This is a genomic window from Kitasatospora sp. RG8 (assembly GCF_017813315.1).
Taxonomy (GTDB): Bacteria; Actinomycetota; Actinomycetes; order Streptomycetales; family Streptomycetaceae; genus Kitasatospora.
The window spans coordinates 14,564-37,452 of record NZ_JAGIYX010000052.1 but is presented as its reverse complement, the minus strand read 5'-3'; the positions used below and the strand labels follow the sequence as shown (position 1 = coordinate 37,452).

Here is a 22,889-nt window from a genome sequence, read left to right as displayed (position 1 = left end):
GGCCTCACCCTCGGCCAGGCCGTGGAGTCCCTCTGCGCCGTCCCCGCCCGGCTGCTCGGCCTGGCCGACACCGTCGGCTCGCTGGAACCCGGCAAGAACGCCGACCTCGTCGTCGTCGACTCCACCGGCTACGACCTGGTCGCCGTGATGCGCCGCGGCGAGTGGATCCTCGGCGGCGAGAGGTTCGACCGCGTCCGGCGCTGAGCCGCGCCCTCAGCCGGCCGCGCCGGCCATCGCCCGCTGCCGATCCTGGATGCCGTGGAGCTCCGCGACGATGTCGCCGAGCGTGCGGCAGTCCGGCGGGACGGCGTCCACCTCGGGCCGGGCCGGCACCGGACCGGACCGGCCGTCGAGCGCGTCCGCCACCTCGCCGACCGCGGCGACCAGCTGGCCGACCGCCACCGCGCCGGGCGGCTCGCAGCCGTGCGCCAGGCGGACGGCGCAGGCGGTCGCGGCGTCGGCGATCCGCTCGGCGCGCACGGCCACCTTCAGCCACTCCTCGCCCGGGTCCGCGAGCAGCTCCATCCGCACGGTCTCCGCCGACACCCGGGCCTGCGCGAGCGAGCGGTACGCCCGGCGGCGCAGCCGGTCGCGCCGGCCCGCCTCGGCGCCGGGTCCGGCCTCCGGGCCCGGCGGCCGGGTCAGGACGTCGTGGAGGTAGTGCTGCGTGTGGCGCAGGGCCTCCGCGCACCGGTGGCCGACCCGGGCACGGGTGTCGACCAGTCGCGGCAGGTGGCCGACCACCAGGACCACCGCGCAGGCGAGCGCCGTGTCCGCGAGCCGGGAGGCCGCGGCCTGGGTGTCACCGCCGAGCGAGACGAAGGCGAGGACGGTGAGCGTGACCACCCCGGTCTGCAGCGCGAAATGCCGCAGGGACGGCGCGATGAGCGCCCCGCAGACGGCGACCACCAGCACCGGCAGGCCGGGAACGGCGCCGGCCGCCGCGCTCCCGGTACCGGCGAAGAGAAGGACGCCCGCCGCCGTCCCCGCGAAGCGGTTGACGACCCGTGAGAAGAGCGGGCCGTAGTCGGGCTTGACCAGGAAGGCCGCCGTGGCGGGCAGCCAGTACCAGTGGTCGGCGTGGAGCAGGAGGGCGAGCGCCGTGGTGACCGCCACGCACGCGCCGACCCGCAGCCCGCACTCGCGCCCCGTCGGCCCCGCGGGGTGGATGCCCCGGCGGGGGCGGACGGGCACCGGCCGCACGCGCCGGGAAGCGGCCGGGGGCCCGGCGACATGACCGTGCCCGACGCCCTGCCCGGATCCAGGCTCGGCACCGTGCCCGGAACCAGGCCCAGCGCCTCGCGAGGGGTGGCCCTCCGGGCGGTGGTCGAAGGCGAGCCCGGCGGCCAGCACCGCGCGGTCGAAGGCGCTGCGGGCGGGGCTCTCGGGCAGTGGGACGGGCAGCCGGCCCGGCTGGATGTCGCCCCGGACGGCCTCGGCGAGACGGCGCGGACCGGCCAGCGCCCTGGCCGGCAGCGCCTCGCCCTCCCAGAGCAGGGCCACGCTCGCCTCGCAGAGCGCCGCGGCCGCGGCGAAGCGCTCGTCCAGCCGGAGCTCGTCGGGGCGGCGCCGGCCGGGGCGCCGCAGCAGCCGCTGGAGGCGCAGCGCCTCGTCGGCCCGGTCGAGCGCGACCGTGAGCCCCCGCCGTGCGCGCTCGGCCCCGGGCGTTCCGGCTGCCCGCAAGGCCTCGGCCAGGGCGTCGAACACCCCGGCCACGGCCTGCCGCTCGCCGTGCAGCGGGCGGAACTGCGCCGCCGGGCGCACCGCGAGGCGCAGCACCATGAACCAGGCGCCGCCGAGCAGGTACCAGCCCGCCCTCACCCAGGCGGGGCCCGCCATCGGCATTCCGCAGCCGAGGGCGGTCAGTACCAGCAGCTGTACGCCCGCCGCCGAGCAGACCGGCCCGGTGACGCTGACGGCGCCGCAGACCACACCCACCACCGCGAGCAGCGGTACCGCCCACCAACCCGGCGCCTGGCCGATCAGCAGGCCGGCGGCTCCGGCCAGGGCCGGCAGTCCGATCAGCACCGCCGCCGAACGCGCGGTGCCGGGGCGGTCGTTGATGCCGCCGAACATCGCGGCGAGCCCGGCGAGGACACCGGCCTGCGGCTGCCCGGCCACCACGGCGAGCGCGAGCAACGGCCCCATGCCGAGGGCGCCGCGCAGCACACCTCCCCAGGGGAACGGCCCGGGCTGCCGCCGCAGCGGGTGGAGCAGCCAGTCCGGCGGTCTGTTCTCTGGGCGGTGCACGTTCCCCCTCGGTCCTCGTGACGCTGTTCTTCCTCCGAACCGTAGGCGCTCTGCCTTTCCGGGCCGATTCCTGTAGGTAACGCTCCCGTTTCGTCCATCGATCCGAAGCCTGCCATGAGGCTCCTTCGGCCGGAGGAGCCGCCGCCGGCCGTGCCGCTCGGACTCCTCGGCACGGCGCCCGCGCAGAGCGCGCTCCTCCCGGCACCCGGCGGGACGAGACGATGGCGGGCACCACGGCGCTGCTCGGCGCGAAGGGCGCTAAGGGCGCTACGGGCACTACGGGCACTACGGGTGCGACGGCCCGGCCCCGCCGCGACGCGCTTCCGGCCGACGCGGTGGGTGCGAACCACCGGCCGTGGGCATACGAAGGCAAGGGAATCGAGGAGGGGTCTTTTTAACGCTCCGTCAGTTGGCTAGGCTTCCGCAGGTTTCGAAGACATGATCGACCGATGCCACTATGATCGGCGCGGCATCGTGTCAGGTACGCGCTCACGGGACGACTCCCCAGCGGCCGACGCAGCATCACCCCTCCTCGCACGTCCTTCCGATCGACATCCAAGGCGCCATGACTGCTCACCAGCAAGGCCTGATCAACCCTCCGCCCGTGGCCGGAGGACCGGCCCGGTGACGATCACCCGCAAACTCGCCGTACTCGCCACGGTGCCGCTGCTCGCGGTGGTGGCCTTCGCGGCGCTCGCGCTGCGCATCACCGCCGGACAGGTGTTCGGGGCCGCGCAGCTGCGATCGATGGTGGCCATCAGCGCCCAGGTCGGCGACCTGACGCACCAGCTCCAGCGGGAACGCACCTGCGCCGCAGCGCTGTTGACCGGCGAGGCGAATCCCGACCGGACCAACGCCTACCTGGCGCAGATGCAGGCCACCGACGCAAGCATCGCGCAGTACCGTCAGCTGCGGGGGCGCATGCACGCGGCCCGCGGCAACTCCGGCAGCCTCCTCCGCCAGGTGGACGACGACCTGGCGGGCCTGCCCGCGCTCCGCAAGCAGGTGGAGTCGAGCCCGGGTACCGTCCTGTCGGCGACCACCTTCCACTACCGGATCATCATCGCCGACCTGCTGGCCTACCGGGGCTCCGTCGCCGGGGCCGGGCGCGCCGGGGCCGATCTCGCAGGCCGGATCAACAGCGGGGTGACCCTGGCCCGGGCCCAGGAATCGGTGAGCCAGCAGGAGGTCGCGGTCCTCGCCTCGCAGGCTTCCGGCGTCCTCACCCCCGCCGCGCAACAGGCGATCACCGCCACCCGGACCGGATACACCGAGGCCGTCCTCGAGTTCCAGCGGATCGCCACCCCGGAGTGGCAGACCTGGCTGGACCGGTCGCTGACCGGTCCCGGCATCATCGCGGCGGGCCGGCTGGAGGACGCCGTCGCCCGCGCCACGCCGGGTCGGCCGCTACCGGTGGACGCGAGTTGGACGACGGTGATGGACGAGCGGACCGACCGGCTCCAGCAGGTCGAGCAGAAGGTCGATGCCTCGGTGCTCGTCAGCGTCACCGACTTCCGCAACACGCAACGCAAATGGGCCCTGAGCGAGGGCCTGGCGGTCCTGCTCGCGGTGGTCTCGGTGATCGTCCTCGCCCTCCGGCTGGGCCGGCCGATGATCCGCGAACTGCGTCGGCTGCGCGCCGCCGCGCACGCGGTCGCGCACGAGCGCCTCCCGGCGGCCGTCGCGGCACTGTCGACGGGCGGCGCACTCGGCGAGGCCACACCGGAGGAGTTCGCCGCCGCGGCGGGCGACGCGGTCGAGGTCCGCGGCCGCGACGAGATCGCCGCCGTCGGCGCCGCCTTCAACACCGTCAGCCGCGAAGCCGTGCGGATCGCCGCCGAGCAGGCGGCCATGCGCGACCGGATGGGCACCGTCTTCGTCGGCCTGGCCCGCCGGGCCGAACGGCTGACCGGCGCACTGGTCCAGGCACTCGACGCCGCCGAGCGTGACGAGCCCGACCCGGAACGGCTGGCCCGGCTCTTCGAACTCGACCACCTGGCCAGCAGGATGCGCCGCAACAACCACAGCCTGCTCGTCCTCGGTGGCGAGGCGACGGCCCGGGTGCGGTCGACGGACGCCCCGATCGAGGACGTCCTCCGGGCGGCGGCGGCCCAGACCGAGCGCTACACCCGGATCGACGTCGGGACCACGGACCAGGGCATCCTGGTCGAGGGTCGGGCGGTGGACCACCTGGTCCACCTCTTCGCCGAGCTGCTCGACAACGCCACCGCCTACTCCAAGCCCGGAACCCGGGTGACCGCCGAGGCCCGGCTGCTGACCGACCGGCTCGTGGTCCAGGTCTGTGACCGGGGCATCGGCCTGGGTGAGGACCGCTGGGACTCCGCCAACGAGAAGCTGGCCACACCCCCTCCGGTCGAGATCGCCGCCGTCCGCGCGATGGGGCTGACCGTGGTCGGCCACCTGGCGTCCTGGTACGGAATCCGGGTCGAACTGCGCCCGCGTCCGGGCGGCGGCACCATCGCCGAAGTCACCCTGCCGGACACGGTGTTCGGCACGGCCGGCGAAGCCGACCCGGCCCCCGACCCCGCGCCCGTCCAGGCCCCGGTCCCCACCGCGGCGCCGGAACCGGCCCCGGCCCCGGTCCCGCCGGCGGCGCCGGAACCGCCACCCGCCACCGCACCGGCACCGCCCGCGACGGAGTCGACGACCGCCGGCACCACCGGAAGCGGCCTGCCCAGGCGCAGGCGGCCCGCGGCCTCCACCACCGAGCCCGCCCCCGTCCACGCGACGACCCCGAGCGCCTCCGACTCCCCGCCGCCCGCCGCCCAGCCCTCGCACGGGCTGGCACACCGCGACCCCGGACAGGTGTCGGCCGCCATGGCCGCCTACGCCCGCGGCATCGGCGCCAGCCGCGCCGGACGGGGCGCCCCCAAGCCGCTTCTCTCCGATCCGAACCAGAAGGAAGACGCATGACCTCCCCCTCGACGCACGATCTCGACTGGCTGCTGAACGACTTCGCGGCCCGGGTACCGGAGATCACCCACGCGGTGGCGGTCTCCGCCGACGGGCTGCTGATCGCCGCTACCAAGGACGTCGACGCGGAGCACGCCGACCAGCTCGCCGCGATCGCGTCGGGGCTGGTCAGCCTGCTGGCCGGCGCCGGACGGCTGCTGAAGGCGGAACCGGTGATCAGCAACCTCACCGAACTGCAGGGCGGCTTCCTGTTCTCCATGGCGGTCAGCAGCGGCGCCTCGCTGCTGGTCCTGGCCTCGAAGGTCTGCGACATCGGCCAGGTCTCCTTCGAGATGGCCGAGCTGATCAACCAGGTCGGCCCGCAGCTCACCCCCGCGGCCCGCGCCAAACTGCTCGACACGCTCTCCTGACCACCATCAGTTCCGGCCTCTCACGCCTACTCCGGGAGCACACATGTCACCGATCCGCAGAAGCCGCACGGCGGGAGCCCTCCTCACCGCCCTGCTACTCGCCACCGGCTGCACCAGCGGCCACGGCGGCGGCGCGGCCGACGGCGGTCCGGGCACGGTGAAGATCGGCCTGCTGGCGTCGCTGTCCGGGACGTACAAGGCCGTCGGAACCGATCTGCGGGACGGCTTCCAGCTCTATCTGGACACCCACGGCGGCAGGCTCGGCGGGCACCCGGTCGACCTGGTGATCGCCGACGAGGGCGACGGTGCGCCGACCGCGCTCCCCGCCGCCACCAAGCTGGTCAAGCAGGACAAGGTCCTCGCCGTCACCGGTGTGGTCGGCGCGGGCTCGGTCGCCGCGATCTCCCCGTTGCTCACCGAGACCGGGATCCCCCTGGTGAGCTCCAACGGCCGCCCCGCCGTCAAGGAGGTCAGCCGGCAGTGGAGCACCAGCTTCATGTCCGACGAGCCGGGAGCCGCCATCGCCCAGTACGTGCACGACGTCGTCAACGGTCCGGTCTACGCGATCGGGCCCGACTACCAGGGCGGCTGGGACGAACTGCGCGGCTTCACCGACGCGTTCGCCAAGGCCGGCGGACAGCTCGCCGGCCCCGACGGCAAGGCGACCTTCACGCCGTTCCCCGGCACCACCGACTTCACCCCCTACCTCAACAAGATCAAGAACTCCAAGGCCAAGGCGGTGTACTGCTTCTACGCCGGCAGCGCAGCGGTCGACTTCGTCAAGCAGTACGCCCAGTCCGATCTGGCCGGCACCCCGTTGTACGCCGCCGGCTTCCTCACCGAGGGCGGCGTGCTGACCGCCCAGGGCGATGCCGCGAAGGGGATCCGCTCGGTGCTCAACTACGCCCCGGACCTGGACAACGCGGCCAACCGGGCGTTCGTCTCGGCCTGGCAGTCCAAGCACCAGTCCCCGCCCACCACGTACGCGATGGCCTCCTACGACGCCGCCTCCGTGCTCGACAAGGCGATCGGCGCGGCGGGGGACAAGGTCGACCCGAAGACGCTGAACACCGCGATCGCCGGCCTCGGCCAGATCGACAGCCCCCGCGGCACCTGGCAGTTCGGCAGCAACACCCACTCGCCGGTGCAGAAGTGGTACCTGCGCGAGGTCAGGAGCGACGGCCGCGCCCTGTCCAACCAGATGGTCCAGGACCTCGCCACCATCGGGAACTGACCGGGTTCCGGAGAGGGGGGCCGATGGGCCTGATCGACGCACATCTGGTGCCCGCGGTGGACGGCGTGGCCTACGGGCTGCTGCTGTACGTCGCGGCGGCCGGGCTCACGCTGGCGTTCGGGACCGGGGACGTCCTCAATCTCGCCCACGGCGCCCTCTACGCCGTCGGCGCGTACACCGCCGCCGCACTGTCGGACGGCTCGTGGCGCGGGATGCTGCTCGCGCTGGCCGCCGGCACCGCGGCGGCCGGCGCCGGCGGCGGGCTGCTCGCCGTGCTCACCGCACCGGTCCGCCGGCGCGGCCATCTCGCCCAGGCACTGCTCACCTTCGGTGTGGCGCTGGTCGGCGTCGATCTGCTCAGCACGGCCGCCGGGCCCGACGACCTCCCGGTCACCCTGCCGGCGGCCCTCGACGGCAGCGCCGACCTCGGCGGGCACCGCTACCCCGTCTACCGGCTGGCCTTCATCCTGGTGGCGGCGCTGATGGCGGCCACCGGGCAGCTCCTGCTCCGCCGCACCAGGGCCGGCGCGCTGCTCCGGGCCACGGTGGACGACCCCGCGATGGTCGCGGGCCTGGGCACCGACCCCCGCCTGGTCCACACCGCCGTGCTGGCGGGCGCCGGGGCCCTCGCGGGCCTCGCGGGCGTCCTCGGCGCCCCCATCATCGGCCCGGGCCCGCGCACGGCCGACACCGTCCTGCTGCTCTCGCTCATCGTGGTGGTGCTGGGCGGCCTGGGTTCGGTCCTGGGCGCTCTGGTGGCTGCCGTGGCGGTGGGCGAGGTACAGACCCTCGGCGTCGACCTGGTCCCGGACCTCGCCCCCTACCTCCTGTTCACGGCGATGGCCGCAGCCCTGGTCCTGCGCCGCGGCAGCACCGCCGGAGCGCGCGGATGACCGGGATCCGGGCGGTCGCGCGGGGGATCGTCCGGTCGGTCCGGTCGGCTGCGACGCCGTCGGGCGGCGGCGCGCGCACCGCGCGGCCCGCCTTCGGCCGGGCGGTGCGCGCGTGGCGTCCGCCGGACCGGTGGGGGCGCCTGCTCGGGACCCGGCCGCACCCGGACGATCCGGGCGAGGGTCCGGCCGGGACGGCCGGGACGGCTCGGGCGCGCCCCGGGGGCGGCGCCCGGCCCGCGGGCCGAGGGTCTGCCCTGCGTCCCGCAGGATGGGCGCTGCTGCTGACCGTGCTCGCGCTGTTCGGCGTTCCGGCGGTGGTCGACGAGTCGACGCTCGTCCTGCTCACCCCGATACCCGCGCTCGGCCTGGCTGCCGTCGGCATCACCGTGCTCACCGGCCGGGCCGGGCTGCCCACGCTCGGCCAGGCCGCGCCGTACGCGGTCGGCGCCTACACCACCGCCCTGCTGGGCCGCGCGGGCGTCGACGTCGGGCCGCTGCAGCTCGCCGCCGCCGTGTCGGCCGCCGCACTCTTCGCCCTGCTGACCGGGCCGGTCGTGGCCCGGGCCCGAGGCGTGACGGTACTGATGATCACACTGGCCCTCGGAGAGCTGACCGCCACCGCGGCGTCCCGCTGGAGCTCGGTCACCGGCGGCACCGACGGTCTGGCCGGCATACCGCCGGTGCGCGCGCTCTGGGGTACGGCACCACTGACCGACGACCAGGACGTCTACCGGTACGCGGTCGTCGTCGCCGCCTGCGCGATCACGGCGACGGCCGCGGCGCTGCGGTCGCCACTCGGACTCCTGCTCGCCGGGTGCCGCGACGACGAGGCGCGGATGCGGGCCAGCGGCCACCCGGTCACCCGCGTGTTCCTCGGTGCCCAGGTCTGGGCCGCCGCCCTGGCGGGAGCGGGCGGCCAGCTGCTCGTGACCGCCCAGCGGTACGTCTCCCCCGCCGACGTCGGCTTCACCACGTCCTCGCTGTGCCTGCTCGCGGCCGTCCTCGGCGGTGTGGCGTCACCGGTCGGTGCCCTCGCCGGCACCGCGCTGGTACTGATCACCCGGGACCAGCTCGCCGCCCATTGGCCGGGACACGGCCCGCTGCTGCTCGGCACGCTGTTCATCGCCTCCGTGTACCTGCTCCCCCGCGGGCTCGCGGGCGTCCGACTCCGCCGGCTCCCCCACGGCTCCCTGACGGCTCCTGCCTCCCGTGCCCCGGCCCGTCCCGCATCCCCGGAGGTCGGCCCGTGAACGCCCTGCTCGGCATCTCGGGGGTGACCCGCCGTTACGGCGCGCTGGTCGCCGTCGACCGGCTCGACCTGACGGTCGAACCCGGGGCGCGCCACGCCGTGATCGGGCCCAACGGCGCCGGAAAGTCCACCCTGCTCGGCCTGGTCGCCGGCACGGTCGTACCGTCGGCCGGCCGGATCCTGCTCGACGGGCGGGACATCACCGGCACCGACCCGGCCCGCCGGTCCCGCCTCGGCATCGCCCGCACCTTCCAACAGCCCGCCGTACTCGGCAGCCTGAGCGCCCTGGACAACGTGGCTCTCGCGGCCTGGCGGCACACCGGACTGCGCGGGCTCTGGCGTCCCCGCCGCTACCGTGAACTCGGACGCCGCTGCCACGAACAGCTCGACCAGGTCGGCATCGCGCACCTGGCCTCCCGCACCGCCTGCCACCTGTCCCACGGCCAGCAGCGGCTGGTGGAGATCGCGGCCGCCCTCGCCACCCGGCCCCGGATCCTGCTGCTGGACGAGCCGGCCGCCGGCCTGGCCGACGAGGACACCGACCGGCTGCTGACGGTCCTGCGCCAAGTGTCCACCGAGGTCGCCGTGCTGCTGATCGACCACGACCTCGCCTTCGTCAACGCCCTGGCCGACCGCGTCACCGTCCTGCACGAGGGCCGGTCGATCGCCGAGGGCACTCCGGAGCAGGTCGGCGCCGACCCCGCCGTCCGGGAGGCCTACCTCGACCCCCGGTCCGGGTGAGCGGGATGCTCGAAACACACTCCCTGCGGACCGGTTACCACGGGGGCACCGTCCTGCACGGCATCGATCTGACGGCCGACCGGTCCTCCGTGCACGCCGTACTCGGGCCCAACGGCGCCGGGAAGACGACCCTGCTGCACGCGCTGGCCGGCCTGGTCCCGGTGGGCTCGGGCCGGATCGAGCTCGCCGGGACCGACGTCACCCGCCTCCCCGCCCACCGCCGTGCTCGGGCCGGCATCGGCCTGGTCCCGCAGGGGCGCCGGGTCTTCGCGTCCCTGACCGTGGCCGAGCACCTCAAGGTGGCACACCGGCGGCGGCCGACCGCCTGGTCACCGGCCAGGGTCCTCGACCTGCTCCCCCGGCTCGGCGAGCGGCTGAACCAGCGCGCCGACCGCCTCTCCGGCGGCGAGCAGCAGATGCTCGCCATCGCCCGCGCCCTGCTCACCGGGCCCCGCGTCCTGCTGCTCGACGAACCCACCGAGGGCCTGGGCCCCGGCGTCGCGGCCGATGTCCTCACCCTGGCAGGGCGGTTGGCCGCCGACGGGCTGGCCGTCGTCCTCGCCTCCCCGCGTCCGGCCCAGGTGCTTCCCATCGCCGGCCGGGTCACGGTCCTCGCCGCCGGCCGGATCACGGCCGCACTGGACGGCGCCGCCGCGCGTCAGGACCCGGCCCGCATCCTCGCCGCCGTCTCCCTGCCCCGCCCGACACCACAGGAGTTGCCCTGATGCCGACCGACACGCGCTACGCCTTCGACAACCGGGCCGACGAGGCCGTGGACCAGTTGCAGGTGCTGGAGTCCTGCCTCGACCCGATCACCGCCTCCCACCTGGAGCGCCTAGGAGTCCCGGTCGGCGCCCACTGCTGGGAGGTCGGGGCCGGCGCCGGGTCGATCGCGCGGCTGCTCACCCGACTGGTCGGCCCCACCGGCTCCGTGACGGCCACCGATCTCGACCCGACGCGACTGGCCGGGTCCACCGGGAACCTCGTCGTCCGTCGCCACGACGTCCGGCACGAGCAGCCGCCCGGCGGCTCCTTCGACCTGGTCCACGCCCGCCTGCTCCTCCTCCACCTGCCCGAACGCCGCGAGGTGCTCGCCACCCTGGCCGGTGCCCTGCGGCCCGGCGGCCTCCTGCTCATCGAGGAGTTCGACCGCAGCCCGCTCTCCGTCCTCACCCCGGTCGATCCGTCCGAACGCGAGCTCTTCTCCCGGGTCATCGACACCGTCCTCGCTGTCCTGGGCGACCGGGGTGCCGACCTGGACTGGGGACGCCAGGTGCACGGCGCGATGACGGACCTCGGCCTGACCGACGTCCACACCACCGTCCGGGCCGAGAGCTGGTCCCACGACGGCGGCGCCCGCCTCCACGACATCAACTCCCGCCAGCTCCAGGAACCCCTGCTCGCCGCCGGTCTCACGCTCGACGAGCTGACCCGCTTCCGCGCGCTGGTCCGCAGGCCCGGGTTCGAGGCACTCTCCTACTCCCTGGTCTCGACCTCGGCCCGGCGGCCGGCGTGAGGAGGCGCCGTGCAACGCCCTCGTGCGGAACGGGGGTGCCGTCCGCTTCCGCGACGGGCTCGGCGCCGCACGCAAGGAGAAGCAGCACTACGGCCTCGCCGTCGAACCGTCCGGCGGTGGCATCCGATCGACGCCCTCGACAGGGCTCCGGCGCTATCCGGGGCAGAGGTTTCCACCGCAGGCCTTACGCCGTACGCCTTGTGGCGTGCGCCGTGCAATGACCGGTGGTGGAGGCGGCGGGCGGCCGCCGCACCGGGGCCGGTCGCACCGGTCGGCCGTCGTGCACCTAGGCTGACCTGCACGGATCCCCGCACGCGGCGGGGCGGCGGAGAGGGCGTCAGCATGCCGGAGCACGAGGACGGGCCGGCCGGGACCCAACGCCGGCACTGGCAGCAGACCTACCGCGAACACCCCGGCATGTACGGGCCCGGGCCGTCCGAGCCGGCCGTCCACGCCGCCGCGGCCTTCCGGTCCGCGGGTGCCCGCGAGGTGCTGGAGCTGGGGGCCGGACACGGCCGCGACGCGCTGTTCTTCGCCCGCGAGGGCTTCACCGTGCTGGCCACGGACTTCAGCCCGGTCGGCCTGGCACAGCTGCGCGCGGCCGCCGACGCCCAGGGCGTGGCCGGGGCCGTCACCACGGCGGTGCACGACGTGCGCGAGCCCCTGCCACTCCCGGACGCCTCGGTGGACGCGGTGTTCGCGCACATGCTGCTCTGCATGGCCCTGTCCACCGCGGAGATCCACGCCCTGGTCCGCGAGGTGCGCCGGGTCCTGCGGCCGGGCGGGGTCTTCGTCTACACCGTCCGGCACACCGGCGACGCGCACTACGGCGCCGGCACCGGGCACGGGGACGACATCTGGGAACACGGCGGCTTCGCCGTCCACTTCTTCCCCCGCGTCCTGGTCGACGCCCTCGCCGAGGGCTGGGAGCCGGCCGAGGTCCACCCCTTCGAGGAGGGCGGCCTCCCCCGCCGCCTGTGGCGCGTCACCCAGACGGTGCCCCGGTGAGCGCCGCCCCGCCCCGGGCCGACCTGGTGGTCGACGGCACCGGCCTGCTCTGCGTCCAACTGCTGCTGCGGCTGCGCACGCACATCGCCGACGCCCCGGCGGGCACGGTGGTGCACATCGTGACCACCGATCCTGCGGCGCCGCTGGACCTGCCCGCCTGGTGCCACCTGACCGGCCACCACTACCTCGGCCCCGTCCCCGCTCACCAGGGCCACCCCGCCGCACCGGGAGCTCCCGGTGCCCCCGAAGAGCCCGGTAACCAGGGTGACCACGGTGACTCCGGACACACGGAGGCGGAGGTGTACGCGCTCCGGCTGGCAGCGGCCGCCACGCCCACCCGTCCGGACCGCCCCTGGCACCCGCAGGCCCGCTGACGGCACGGCCCGCCCGTGCCCTCGCCGTACCCGGCACGGTCGCGGGCACCGGCACGAGCACCGGCACCGGCACCGGCACCGGCGGCAGCCCGGGGCCGATCATGCGCCCCGGCGGTGTTCAGGACCGAAGTTTTCGCGTTCGGGGCCGAAGTTTCCGCCAAAACGGGTCCGGGCCTGCTACAGTCGATTTAGTTGCAGTTGTGGTTCCCATGAACTTTGTGTGCGCCTGCTGATGTTCTGCAGGCGCATTTTTGTTTCCCGGTTTTTCCGGGCGGGTTCTCGCGGCGACTCGAAGTCCGCACAGTGCGGACTTCGGACAGCCTTTGAAGGAGACTGTTTTTTATGGCTAATGGCACCGTGAAGTGGTTCAACGCGGAAAAGGGCTTCGGCTTCATCGAGCAGGAGGGTGGCGGCCCGGACGTCTTCGCCCACTACTCGAACATCAACGCCCAGGGCTTCCGCGAGCTGCTTGAGGGCCAGAAGGTCGAGTTCGACGTCACCCAGGGCCAGAAGGGCCCGCAGGCCGAGAACATCCGCCCGCTGTAGTTCTTCCGCCACGGCATCCGCGTGGCAGTGAGGGGCCCGCACCGTGCACACGCGCGGTGCGGGCCCCTCCGTTTTTCCCCCGGCTTCTCCTCCCGGCTCCTGCTCGGATCCTCTTCCTCCCCGGCTACGGCGAAGGCCGGCCGGTGGCGGTGATCTCTGCAGCACTGGTCCACGGGCCCCGGTCGCCGGCCTCGCTGAGCGCCCGCAGGCGCAGGTACCGGCCCGGTCTGGCGGTGAAGCCGACCGTCTTGGCGCTCGCGGTGTCCGCGAAGGTGCCGGTGGCCACGGGGGTGCCCCAGGAGGCGGTGGAGTCCGAGACGTAGATCTCGTACCGGCCGATCCGGCCGTTGACGCCGCCGTCCTGCCGGGGCAGGTAGGTCATCGAGTCGACGTCGTACCGGGCACCGAGGTCGATCTGGATCTCGTGCGGCAGCGGGGCCGCACCGTTGCTCCAGCCGGTGTGCCAGATGGTGCCGCCGTTGCCGTCGAAGGCGTTGGCGGCGGAGCCGTTCTCGCCGGCGCTCTCCTGGCTGTCGGCGTACGCCAGCTTCCAGCCGGCCTGCGCGATCGGGCCGCTCGCCGCCACCGGGGTGCCGGTGGGCACGGTGATGCCGGCGGCGATAACGGTGAACGCGCCGGCGGCACCGCCGGTCTTGATCCAGAGCACCCCCGCCCGGTCCGCCGGGTCGAAGTACCAGCCGGTGCTCGCGGCGTCGTACGCGGCCTTGCTGCCCAGTGCGGTGAGCGTGCCGGCGCCGACCTTGACGGACGTGGGCGCCCCGGCGGTGTGGACGGTGAACTCGTAGCCGCGCGAGGCGGGTTTGCCGGTGTAGCTGCCGGTGGCGGCGCCGACCGCGAGGGTGACGTCGCCGGTGCCGGAGGCCGGTGCGGTGACGTCGACCTGCTGGCGGGCGAAGGCCCCGGACTGGTAGGCGCGGGTGGTGCCGTCGTCCTCGTAGAGGTTGAACGAGGAGTTTCCGCGCGGGTAGACGTCGTAGGTGAGCGTGGAGACGGGCTTCTCGCCGGTGTAGTTCATCTGCGGCCACATCGGCACGACGCCGCCCGCCTTGACGAACAGCGGGAGGGTGTCGAGCGGCGCGGAGTATCCGTTGAGCCAGCCCGGGCCGTTGTAGACCTTTCCGGTCCAGTAGTCGGTCCAGCTGCCGGCGGGCAGGTAGACGCCGTCCCTGGTCGAGGTGTCGGAGACGACCGGGGCGACCAGGAAGGAGTCCCCGGCCATGAACTGACCGCTCGTCAGGTTCCCGCGCGCGACCGGGTCGTCCGGGTACTCCAGCACCATCGCGCGGGTGGAGGGCACGCCGGTGTCGTTGGCGACCTTGCTCATCGTGTAGAGGTACGGCATCAGCCGCATCTTCAGCTGGAGGTACTTGCGGTTGATCGACGCGTACGGTTCGGCGAACCGCCAGGGCTGCTTGTCCTCGTAGCCCGCCGACGGGTTGGCGGCGCCCCAGCCGGACATGGTCATGAACGCCGGGGTGAAGGCCTTCCACTGGAGGTCGCGGGCGTAGGTCTGCGGGCTGCCGCCGTAGATGCCGTCGACGTCGCCGGAGGCGTAGTTGAGGGCGGACAGGCCCGCGCCGGTGATCGCGGGGACGTGCCAGCGCATGGCGTCCCAGGTGCCGCTGGTGTCGCCGGTCCAGACGACGGCGTTGCGCTGGGTGCCGGCCCAGCCGTCGACCGTCCAGACGAAGCGCCGCGCGTCGGCGTTGTCCTCGATGCCGGCGACCGCCTGGTTGACGCCGGTGAACGCGCTCTTGTAGCCGCCGCCGATCCATGCCACGTCGGTCTTGACGGCACGCGAACCGGCCGTCCCGACCTCCCAGTTGATGTCGGCCAGTCCGGTGGAGGTCCACAGGCCGGTGTTGAAGCCCTTGGCCTTGAGGCCGGCGGCGGTGGCCGGCAGGTCGGTGTACCCGCAGCCGTAGCCGTCGTTCGGCAGGAACCAGCCGGACGGCATGTCGGCGGCCCTGGCGTCGGCGGCGTAGCCGAGCACGTCGGGCGTGGTCTGGTGGCGCAGCCGGTCGTGGTCGCCGGTGTAGGAGGGGTTGGACGCGTTGAAGCAGTCGGCGTTGCCGAGCTCGAGTCCCCAGACGGGCGCGAGGAAGGGCTTGCCCGTGACGTCGGTGTAGCCGTTCAGCACGTCCTTGAGCGAGTTGCCGGCGAAGTACCAGGCGTCGAAGCGGCTCTCGTCGTGGGTGAGCGAGGTCGGCGCGCCGAAGGCGTAGGAGCCGGGCGCCCAGGTGTTGCGCATCACTCCGTACCCGTTGGTGGACATGTAGAACGGCGCGGGGCTGGCGTTGCTGTTCTCGGTCCACCGGTTGGTGACGGAGATCGGGACGGTCTTGTCGCGCAGGGCCCACTCCCCGAGCCGCAGGCCGGTGCCGTAGAACTGCTCGTCGGCGCCGCGGGTGAGGTACTGGGTCGTCTGCGAGCCGGTCCAGCTGGTGGGCTTGGACTCCGCCCAGACCAGGGTGGTGTCGTCGGCCTTGTAGAGGGCGAAGGTGAGCGGCGACTTGTTGATCCGCAGGCTGATCGCCGGGGTGCCGATCCGGTAGTACGCGCCGGCGTCGGTCAGGGTGGCGCCGACGGTTCCGAAGCCGGTCCTGACGGCGAGGTCGGTCCCGGCCGGGTCGTTGCCGAACGTGCCGTCCGGGGAGAGCCAGATCCGGAAGATGTCGGCCCTGGCGACGGTGACCCGGGCTGCCGCCCTACCCGAGGTGGTGACGGTGAAGGTGTCGCCGGAGCGGCTGACGCCGGTGACCTTGCCCGCGGTCACGGCGCGCGCGGTGGCCGCGGGACCGAGCACGGCGAACAGCGAGGCGACGAGCAACAGGGCCGCGAGCGCCGCGGCCGGTCTGGCGCCGGGGCTGCCGGGCCTCGGCAGGACGGTGGTGGGGACGGAACGCATCTGTGGGCCCTCCTTGGAGGAAGCGAGCATCCGCGTGCTTACTTGTGCTCGAACATGGCCAGAGTGGCGCTACTTTCAGCATCAGTCAACAGGTACAAGTCAAAATGTGACAGCGGCAGATGGTGCATTACGGACGCCCGGCCCGCTGCGGTGGCGCCACCGCAGCCCCGCCCAACCCGGGTGAGCCGAAAAAGCGATGACAGAGCGTCATATCAGAGGCGGAGCGCGGGCTGGAGCGGCCGGGCGGCCCCGGGTCGAAGCACAACGGTCCGATAACAGCACCTGGACCGGTCGGCCCGCCTCGTGAATACTTCGGCGACACAGCAGCTTTCGGATCTGCTCGAAATAAGCGATCTTCAAGCATCGATGAGCACGAGCGCGCCGGGCAGCAGCCTCCCCCGCGGGGCCGCTCGCACGACGACCGGTCCGAGGACTGCTTCCGGCTCTGAAATCCCAGCGGTGGACCCGGCCAGGGCGCGGGTCCGACGGTACGAAGGCGGTAACTGCGGTGAACGGACGTGTACTCGGTCTCCCGGTGGTGTGTGCGGTCACCGCGCTCGCCCTCACGGCGTGCGGCAGCAGTGGTGACGGCACCTCGGCGGACGGGAACGTGACCCTCAAGCTGGTCGCCGCCGACTACGGCGACAAGGAGTCCAACAGCTCGAAGGCCTACTGGAACGACGTCGCCTCCGCGTTCACCGCGGCCAACCCGGCCATCAAGGTCGATGTCCAGGTGGTGAACTGGAACGACATCGACAAGCAGGTCAAGACGATGATCCAGAGCGGCAACATTCCGGACGTCCTGCAGACCGGCGGCTACGCCGACAAGGTCGCCGACGACCTCCTCTACAAGGCCGAGGACGTGCTGTCGAGCGGCACCCGGGCCGACTTCATCGACTCCTTCGCCGAGGCCGGACAGGTCAGGGGCGTCCAGTACGGCATCCCGTTCGTCTCCTCCGCCCGCGCCTTCTTCTACAACAAGACGGTCTTCGCCCAGGCCGGGATCGCCGAGCCGCCGAAGACCTGGGCCGAGCTGCGCGCCGACGCCGAGCTGATCAAGGCCAAGGTGCCCGGCGTCACCCCGTACGCGCTGCCGCTCGGCCCCGAGGAGGCCCAGGGCGAGAGCATGATGTGGGAGCTCGGCAACGGCGGCGGCCCCACCGACAAGGCGGGCGGCTACACCCTCAACAGCCAGGCCAACATCGACACCTTCGGCTGGCTGAAGGCCAACCTCCTGGACCCCGGCCTGACGTACGCCAACCCCGCGACCACCGACCGCAAGACCGCCTTCGCCGACTTCGCCGCGGGCAAGGCCGGCATGGTCAACGGCCACCCCTCGCTGATCCAGATGTCGAAGGACGGGAAGGTCGAGTACGGGGTCGCACCGATCCCCGGCAAGGCCGGCCCGCTCAAGTCCACCCTCGGCGTCGCGGACTGGACGATGGCGTTCAAGAAGAACGGCCACCGGGACCAGATCAAGAAGTTCCTCGACTTCGTGTACTCCAAGGAGAACACGCTGAAGTTCGACGAGACCTACAACCTGATGCCGGTCACCCAGGACACCCTGCGCGAGATGACCTCCAGCGGCAAGCACAAGGACCTCGAACCCTTCTTCGCCCTCCTGCCGCAGGCCTCCTTCTACCCGCTCGGCGACACCAGCTGGGACGCCGTCTCCGCCGAGATCAAGAAGAGCATCGGCACCGCCGTCACCGGCGACCCGGCCAAGGTCCTCGGCGACCTGCAGAAGAAGTCCCAGGACGCGGTGTCGAACAAGTAGCCGCGCCCGCCCCGGCGCCGACCCCCACCGGCGCCGGGGCACCGGCACGCTGCACCGCGCACGCCGTCGTGCGCACTGCGCTTGCCGCATCCCGCTCCTGCTGCACTCCGCACCACGCCCGTGCACGCCGCCCCGTGCACCAAGCACCACGCCCGATGCACACCGCACACCGCACGCACCCGCCCGGAAGGCACCACCCGTGTCCCTTGACTCCGCCGCCCCAAAGGCCGCCGGCCGGCCCGGCCGGGCATCACCGGCACGCTCCGGCCCCGGCCGGCTCGGACCGCTGCCCTGGATCGCCCCGGCCGTCCTGCTGATCCTGTCCGTGGTCCTGTGGCCCGTCTACGAGATGGTCCGCACGTCGTTCCTGCGGATCAGCACCAGCGGCTTCGTCCGCGGCTCCGCCGGACTCGACAAGTACCGCAAGCTCTTCGGCGAGGCCGACCTCGGCCACGTCCTGGTCCGCACGGTGATCTGGACGGTCGCCGTCGTCGGCCTCACGATGCTGCTGTCGCTGGCCCTCGCCCAGCTGTTCAACCAGCAGTTCCCCGGCCGCCGGCTCACCCGCTGGGCCCTGATCGCCCCCTGGGCCGCATCCGTCCTGATGACCGCCATCGGCTTCAAGTGGATGCTCAACCGGACCGCCGGCGTGCTCAACACCGCGATGACCGACCTCGGACTGATCGACGGCCCCCGGGACTGGCTCGGCAACCCCTCGACCGCCTGGCCCTGGATGATGTTCGTCGCCGTCTTCGTCTCCCTCCCGTTCACCACCTACACCCTGCTCGCCGGGCTGCAGACCGTCCCCGGCGAGGTGTACGAGGCGGCCAGGGTGGACGGCTCCGGCACCTGGCAGACCTACCTGAGGATCACCCTGCCGCTGCTGCGCCCGGCCTTCCTGGTCGGGGTCGTGATCAACCTGATCAACGTCTTCAACTCCTTCCCCGTCATCTGGGGCATGACCCAGGGCGGCCCGGACAGCGCCACGGCCACCACCACCGTGTTCATGTACCAGCTGAAGAACATCGACATCGGCGAGTCGGCGGCCATGTCCGTGGTCAACTTCGCCCTGGTCGTGCTGATGGTGCTGGTCTTCCTCAAGGTCAGCCGCTGGAACGAGGAGGAGAGCTGATGGCCCGGCAGACCCTGCTCGCCCCGCGCCCCGCCCTCGGCACCCCGCGCCCCGCCCTTCCGGCCGGCCGCACCGGCGGGCGCCGGATCCGGCCGCGCACCCTGGTCGTCGCGGCCGTGGCGTGGCTGCTGGCGGCGCTCTTCCTGCTCCCCTACCTGGAGATGGCCGTCACCGCGCTGCGCCCGGCGGACGAGCTGCGCGACGCCACCTACCTGCCGACCCACTTCGCCTGGTCCAACTTCGTCGACGTCTGGCGGGACTCGACCCTCGGCGGGAACCTCCGGGTGACCCTGCTGGTCGCCGGCGGTTCCACCCTGCTCGCGCTGCTGGTCGCCCTGCCCGCCGCGTACTACACGGCCCGGATCAGGTACCGCGGCCGCAGGCTCTTCCTGCTTCTCGTCCTGGTCACCCAGATGTTCCAGCCGACCTCGCTGCTGGTCGGCCTCTACCGGGAGTTCTACCAGCTCGGCATGCTCAACTCGGTCTGGACGCTGATCCTCTGCAACGCCGCCTTCAACCTGGCCTTCGCGATCTGGATCCTCACCGCCTACATCGGCTCCATCCCGGTCGAACTGGAGGAGGCCGCCATGATCGACGGCCTCGGGCGGCTCGGGGCGCTGCGCCGCGTCACCGTGCCGCTGGCGATGCCCGGGATCGTCACCGCGGTGATCTTCACCTTCATCTCGGCCTGGAACGAGTTCGTGATGGGCCTGACCCTGTCGACCGTGCCCGACAGCCAGCCGCTGACCGTCGGCATCAACAGCTTCATCGGCAACTACACCGTCCAGTGGAACTACCTCTTCGCCGGCTCGGTCGTCGCCATCGTGCCGGTCGTCGTGCTGTTCGCCTTCATCGAGCGTCAGGTGGTCTCCGGTCTCACCGCCGGATCCGTCAAGTAGCCACCCCCCACCCCTGCATCCGGTGCGGCCGCCGGTCGGGGCGCCCCGGCGCCCCGACCACGGGCGACCGCGGCCACGGACGACGATCCCGATCATGGACGAGCGACCCCGGCCACGGACGGGCCACCCCGGCCACCGGCGGGCGACCGCGCACTCGGGCGGGCGACCGCGAGGACTTTGTTGACATGTACAGACAGTAACGGTGAACGCCGCTCCGGGATCCCGCCTTCCAAGCAGTTTCGAGCACCCAGTGAACACATCCCTGCTCAGTCGACTGGAGATCGCACCATGCGCCTGCTTCGACACCACCTCCGCCGGGCCGCCCTCGCCGCAGCCGTGACGAGCGTCGCCGCCCTGACCGGGCCCACCGTCCCCGCCGGGGCCGCCACCCCCGGCTCCGCCGTGCTCGACACGGACCACCAGAGCACCACCTGGCAGAGCCCCCGCTACGCGAAGGGGACGCTCGGCGGCGCCGGCGACTGCCCGCCCGCCGCACAGGACCCGGGCGGCGCGGTCTGCGACCGCTTCGACCTGACCGTCAACGTGCCGGCCGGGTACTGGGACGACAACCCGGAGGGCGGCGTCCCGCTCTCCATCCAGTGGCAGACCCCCACCGACGACTTCGACCTCTACGTCTACGACGCCGACGGCAAGGAGGTCGCCCAGAGTGCCGGCACCGCCGACCCCGAGGCGACGGTCATCCCCCAGGCCTCGGGCACCTACCACGTCCTGGTCGTCCCCTACGACGTGCACGACAACTCCTACACGGGCCGGGCCTACCTGCCGCAGACCGCCGACGCGGGTGACCTCACCTCCTTCGGCGGCTCCCAGGGCAGTTACGACATCTCCGCGGGCACCCTGAAGGCCAAGGTCGACTTCCTGGCCGACGACCAACTGCGCCTGCGGGCCGCCCCGGACGGCGTCCTCACCGAGCCGGCCGGCAGCACCATCATCCGCCGGCAGCCCGAACTCCGGCGCGACACCAGCACGTTCGACGCCGGGACCTACTACGGCATCCGCTCGGGCGCCCTGGTCCTGCGGGTCTACAAACACCCCCTGCGCTTCGGCCTCTACCGGGCCGACGACCGCACCGCCCTCTGGCAGGAGGACGCCCCGCTGCGCTGGAGCACCAGCGGACTGCGGCAGAGCCTCCAACGCGGCGCCGACGAGCAGTTCTTCGGCGGCGGCGAACAGAACGGCTCCTTCTCGCACCGCGACCAGACCGTCCACGTCGCCAACAGCACCAACTGGAACGAGGGCGGCTACAACAACTCCCAGCCGTTCTACGTCTCCAGCGCCGGCTACGGGGTCTTCCGCAACACCTTCGCGCCGGGGATCTACGACTTCGGCTCGCCGGTCCGCACCGGGCAGCAGGAACGACGGCTCGACGCCTACTACTTCACCGGCGACGTGAAGTCGGTCATCGGCAAGTACACCGCCCTGGTCGGCAAGCCCTTCATGCCACCCGTCTACGGCCTCGAACCGGGCGACTCCGACTGCTACCTGCACAACGCCAACCGCGGCGAACGGCACACCACGGACGCGGTCAAGATCGCCGACGGCTACGTGCAGAACCAGATGCCGCTGGGCTGGATGCTGGTCAACGACGGCTACGGCTGCGGCTACGAGGACCTCGCCAAGACCGGCGACGGCCTGCGCAAGGACCACGCCCAGCTCGGCCTCTGGACGCAGAACGGCCTGCCCAACCAGGCCGAGGAGGTCAAGGCCGGGGTCCGGGTGCGCAAGCTCGACGTGGCGTGGGTCGGCAACGGGTACGACTTCGCCCTCAACGCCTGCGACCAGGCCAAGGCCGGCATCGAGGACAACAGCGACTCCCGCGGCTTCGTCTGGCTCCCCGTCTCCTGGGCCGGCGCGCAGCGCTGCGGCGTGCTCTGGAGCGGAGACCAGAGCCTCTCCTGGGACTACATCCGCTGGCAGATCCCCACCTACGCCGGAGCGACCATGTCCGGCATCGCGTACAACACCGGCGACGTCGGCTCCATCTTCCGGCGCGACCCCAAGATGTACACCCGCGACCTGCAGTGGAAGGCCTTCCTCCCCGCGATCATGACCATGGACGGCTGGGCGAAGGACCTCACCGGCAAGGAGCAGCGCGACCAGCAGCCCTGGCTGGACGGCGAGCCCTACACCTCGGTCAACCGCAAGTACCTGCAGCTGAAGGAACGGCTGCTGCCGTACATGTACACGCTGTCGGCGGAGGCCACCCGGACCGGCATCGGCGCGGTGCGCCCGCTCGCCCTGGAGTACCCGGACGACCCGGCCGCCCTCGGGCCGGACGCGAAGTACGAGTTCCTCGCCGGACCTGACTTCCTCGTCGCCCCCGTGTACTCCGACACCTCGGTACGGGACGGCATCTACCTGCCCAAGGGCACCTGGACCGACTACTGGACCGGGCGCACCTACCAGGGCCCGACCACCCTCAACGGGTACGCGGCCCCGCTCGACACCCTGCCGCTCTTCGTCAAGGGCGGCTCGATCGTGCCGATGTGGCCCAAGGGCACGCTGTCCTGGCAGAACCGGGACCGCACCGAGCTCGACTACGACATCTACCCGCAGGGCGACTCGTCCTACACCCTCTACGAGGACGACGGCACCACCCGGCAGTTCACCCAGGGCGCCTCCGCCACCCAGCGGGTCGACGTCCACGCGAACCGCGCCGTCACCACGATCAAGGTCGGTGCCAGCGTGGGCGGTTACGCCGACAAGCCGGCGAGCCGCGGCTACCGCCTCACCGTCCACGGCCAGCCCGCCCCGCGCCAGGTCGTCACCGCGGGCGGCCCGCTCCCCCGCCTGGCCTCGGCCGCCGCACTCGACTCGGCCGGCTCCGGCTGGTTCCACGACCCCGCGACCGGCGTCACGGAGATCAGGACCCCGTCCGTCTCCACCGACCACGCCTTCTCGGTCGAGCTCATCCACGGCGGTCACTGACGCAACGGCCCCGGCCCCGGGCCGGTGTGCGCACCGGCCCGGCAGGGC

The 22,889-nt window shown here is 72.9% G+C and carries 18 protein-coding genes; 16 read left to right on the top strand and 2 right to left on the bottom strand.

Annotation, left to right across the window (positions count from 1 at the left end):
• Positions 1–204, top strand: a 204-nt coding sequence (locus J5Y04_RS39755) for an amidohydrolase family protein (RefSeq protein WP_209417409.1), incomplete at its 5' end; no start/stop codon positions are given.
• A gap of 9 nt (positions 205–213) precedes the next feature.
• Here the strand turns inward: J5Y04_RS39755 and J5Y04_RS39750 are convergent.
• Positions 214–2,250, bottom strand: coding sequence for an FUSC family protein (locus J5Y04_RS39750; protein ID WP_307853543.1), 2,037 nt, complete (start codon positions 2,248–2,250; stop codon positions 214–216).
• Between the two features lie 624 nt (positions 2,251–2,874).
• Here J5Y04_RS39750 and J5Y04_RS39745 point away from each other — a divergent pair.
• From J5Y04_RS39745 to J5Y04_RS39695, 11 genes are all read left to right on the top strand, one after another.
• The gene (locus tag J5Y04_RS39745) at positions 2,875–5,184 is read left to right on the top strand and encodes a nitrate- and nitrite sensing domain-containing protein (RefSeq protein ID WP_209417408.1); all 2,310 of its coding nucleotides are present in this window, start codon (positions 2,875–2,877) and stop codon (positions 5,182–5,184) included.
• A complete protein-coding gene (locus tag J5Y04_RS39740; RefSeq protein ID WP_209417407.1) occupies positions 5,181–5,594 on the top strand; it encodes a roadblock/LC7 domain-containing protein in 414 nt (137 codons plus the stop codon). Before J5Y04_RS39745 ends, J5Y04_RS39740 begins: the two co-directional genes overlap by 4 nt.
• Before the next feature lie 43 nt (positions 5,595–5,637).
• Positions 5,638–6,828, top strand: a complete 1,191-nt coding sequence (locus tag J5Y04_RS39735; protein WP_209417406.1) for an ABC transporter substrate-binding protein — start codon at positions 5,638–5,640, stop codon at positions 6,826–6,828.
• A 23-nt stretch (positions 6,829–6,851) separates the two neighbouring features.
• Positions 6,852–7,721, top strand: coding sequence for a branched-chain amino acid ABC transporter permease (locus J5Y04_RS39730; RefSeq protein ID WP_209417405.1), 870 nt, complete (start codon positions 6,852–6,854; stop codon positions 7,719–7,721).
• Positions 7,722–8,008: 287 nt separating this feature from the next.
• Positions 8,009–8,971: a branched-chain amino acid ABC transporter permease gene (locus J5Y04_RS39725; protein ID WP_307853542.1), complete on the top strand. Its 963-nt coding sequence runs from the start codon at positions 8,009–8,011 to the stop codon at positions 8,969–8,971.
• Positions 8,968–9,711 carry an ABC transporter ATP-binding protein gene (locus tag J5Y04_RS39720; protein WP_307853541.1) on the top strand — a complete coding sequence of 248 codons (744 nt, stop codon included), beginning with the start codon at positions 8,968–8,970 and terminating at the stop codon, positions 9,709–9,711. The genes J5Y04_RS39725 and J5Y04_RS39720 overlap by 4 nt, the downstream gene beginning before the upstream one ends.
• Before the next feature lie 5 nt (positions 9,712–9,716).
• On the top strand, positions 9,717–10,436 hold the full coding sequence (locus J5Y04_RS39715; RefSeq protein WP_209417403.1) for an ABC transporter ATP-binding protein: 720 nt from the start codon (positions 9,717–9,719) through the stop codon (positions 10,434–10,436).
• Positions 10,436–11,227, top strand: coding sequence for a class I SAM-dependent methyltransferase (locus J5Y04_RS39710; protein ID WP_209417402.1), 792 nt, complete (start codon positions 10,436–10,438; stop codon positions 11,225–11,227). Before J5Y04_RS39715 ends, J5Y04_RS39710 begins: the two co-directional genes overlap by 1 nt.
• A gap of 342 nt (positions 11,228–11,569) precedes the next feature.
• Complete coding sequence (locus tag J5Y04_RS39705) at positions 11,570–12,235, top strand: class I SAM-dependent methyltransferase (protein WP_209417401.1); 666 nt, start codon at positions 11,570–11,572, stop codon at positions 12,233–12,235.
• Positions 12,232–12,609 (top strand): sulfurtransferase TusA family protein, encoded by a 378-nt coding sequence (locus J5Y04_RS39700; RefSeq protein WP_209417400.1) that lies wholly within the window; start codon positions 12,232–12,234, stop codon positions 12,607–12,609. The genes J5Y04_RS39705 and J5Y04_RS39700 overlap by 4 nt, the downstream gene beginning before the upstream one ends.
• 342 nt (positions 12,610–12,951) lie before the next feature.
• Positions 12,952–13,155: a cold-shock protein gene (locus J5Y04_RS39695; protein ID WP_042388274.1), complete on the top strand. Its 204-nt coding sequence runs from the start codon at positions 12,952–12,954 to the stop codon at positions 13,153–13,155.
• A 124-nt stretch (positions 13,156–13,279) separates the two neighbouring features.
• Here J5Y04_RS39695 and J5Y04_RS39690 read toward each other — a convergent pair whose 3' ends face one another.
• The gene (locus J5Y04_RS39690) at positions 13,280–16,084 is read right to left on the bottom strand and encodes a TIM-barrel domain-containing protein (RefSeq protein WP_209417399.1); all 2,805 of its coding nucleotides are present in this window, start codon (positions 16,082–16,084) and stop codon (positions 13,280–13,282) included.
• 508 nt (positions 16,085–16,592) lie between these two features.
• On the opposite strand from J5Y04_RS39690, the gene J5Y04_RS39685 reads away from it, so the two are divergent.
• From J5Y04_RS39685 to J5Y04_RS39670, 4 genes are all read left to right on the top strand, one after another.
• The gene (locus J5Y04_RS39685) at positions 16,593–17,861 is read left to right on the top strand and encodes an extracellular solute-binding protein (RefSeq protein ID WP_307853540.1); all 1,269 of its coding nucleotides are present in this window, start codon (positions 16,593–16,595) and stop codon (positions 17,859–17,861) included.
• Positions 17,862–18,060: 199 nt separating this feature from the next.
• Positions 18,061–18,993: a carbohydrate ABC transporter permease gene (locus tag J5Y04_RS39680; protein ID WP_209417398.1), complete on the top strand. Its 933-nt coding sequence runs from the start codon at positions 18,061–18,063 to the stop codon at positions 18,991–18,993.
• A complete protein-coding gene (locus J5Y04_RS39675) occupies positions 18,993–19,892 on the top strand; it encodes a carbohydrate ABC transporter permease (protein ID WP_209417397.1) in 900 nt (299 codons plus the stop codon). Before J5Y04_RS39680 ends, J5Y04_RS39675 begins: the two co-directional genes overlap by 1 nt.
• A 288-nt stretch (positions 19,893–20,180) precedes the next feature.
• The gene (locus tag J5Y04_RS39670) at positions 20,181–22,841 is read left to right on the top strand and encodes a TIM-barrel domain-containing protein (RefSeq protein WP_307853539.1); all 2,661 of its coding nucleotides are present in this window, start codon (positions 20,181–20,183) and stop codon (positions 22,839–22,841) included.
• The last annotated feature ends 48 nt before the right edge of the window (positions 22,842–22,889 follow it).

What these genes read in the sequence shown, in the direction of transcription:
- J5Y04_RS39740 (WP_209417407.1), top strand. Translation starts at nt 5,181, where the DNA reads ATGACCTCCCCCTCGACGCACGATCTCGACTGGCTGCTGAACGACTTC.
- J5Y04_RS39715 (WP_209417403.1), top strand. Translation starts at nt 9,717, where the DNA reads ATGCTCGAAACACACTCCCTGCGGACCGGTTACCACGGGGGCACCGTC.
- J5Y04_RS39705 (WP_209417401.1), top strand. Translation starts at nt 11,570, where the DNA reads ATGCCGGAGCACGAGGACGGGCCGGCCGGGACCCAACGCCGGCACTGG.
- J5Y04_RS39695 (WP_042388274.1), top strand. Translation starts at nt 12,952, where the DNA reads ATGGCTAATGGCACCGTGAAGTGGTTCAACGCGGAAAAGGGCTTCGGC.
- J5Y04_RS39730 (WP_209417405.1), top strand. Translation starts at nt 6,852, where the DNA reads ATGGGCCTGATCGACGCACATCTGGTGCCCGCGGTGGACGGCGTGGCC.
- J5Y04_RS39670 (WP_307853539.1), top strand. Translation starts at nt 20,181, where the DNA reads ATGCGCCTGCTTCGACACCACCTCCGCCGGGCCGCCCTCGCCGCAGCC.
- J5Y04_RS39675 (WP_209417397.1), top strand. Translation starts at nt 18,993, where the DNA reads ATGGCCCGGCAGACCCTGCTCGCCCCGCGCCCCGCCCTCGGCACCCCG.
- J5Y04_RS39735 (WP_209417406.1), top strand. Translation starts at nt 5,638, where the DNA reads ATGTCACCGATCCGCAGAAGCCGCACGGCGGGAGCCCTCCTCACCGCC.
- J5Y04_RS39710 (WP_209417402.1), top strand. Translation starts at nt 10,436, where the DNA reads ATGCCGACCGACACGCGCTACGCCTTCGACAACCGGGCCGACGAGGCC.
- J5Y04_RS39690 (WP_209417399.1), bottom strand. Translation starts at nt 16,084, where the DNA reads ATGCGTTCCGTCCCCACCACCGTCCTGCCGAGGCCCGGCAGCCCCGGC.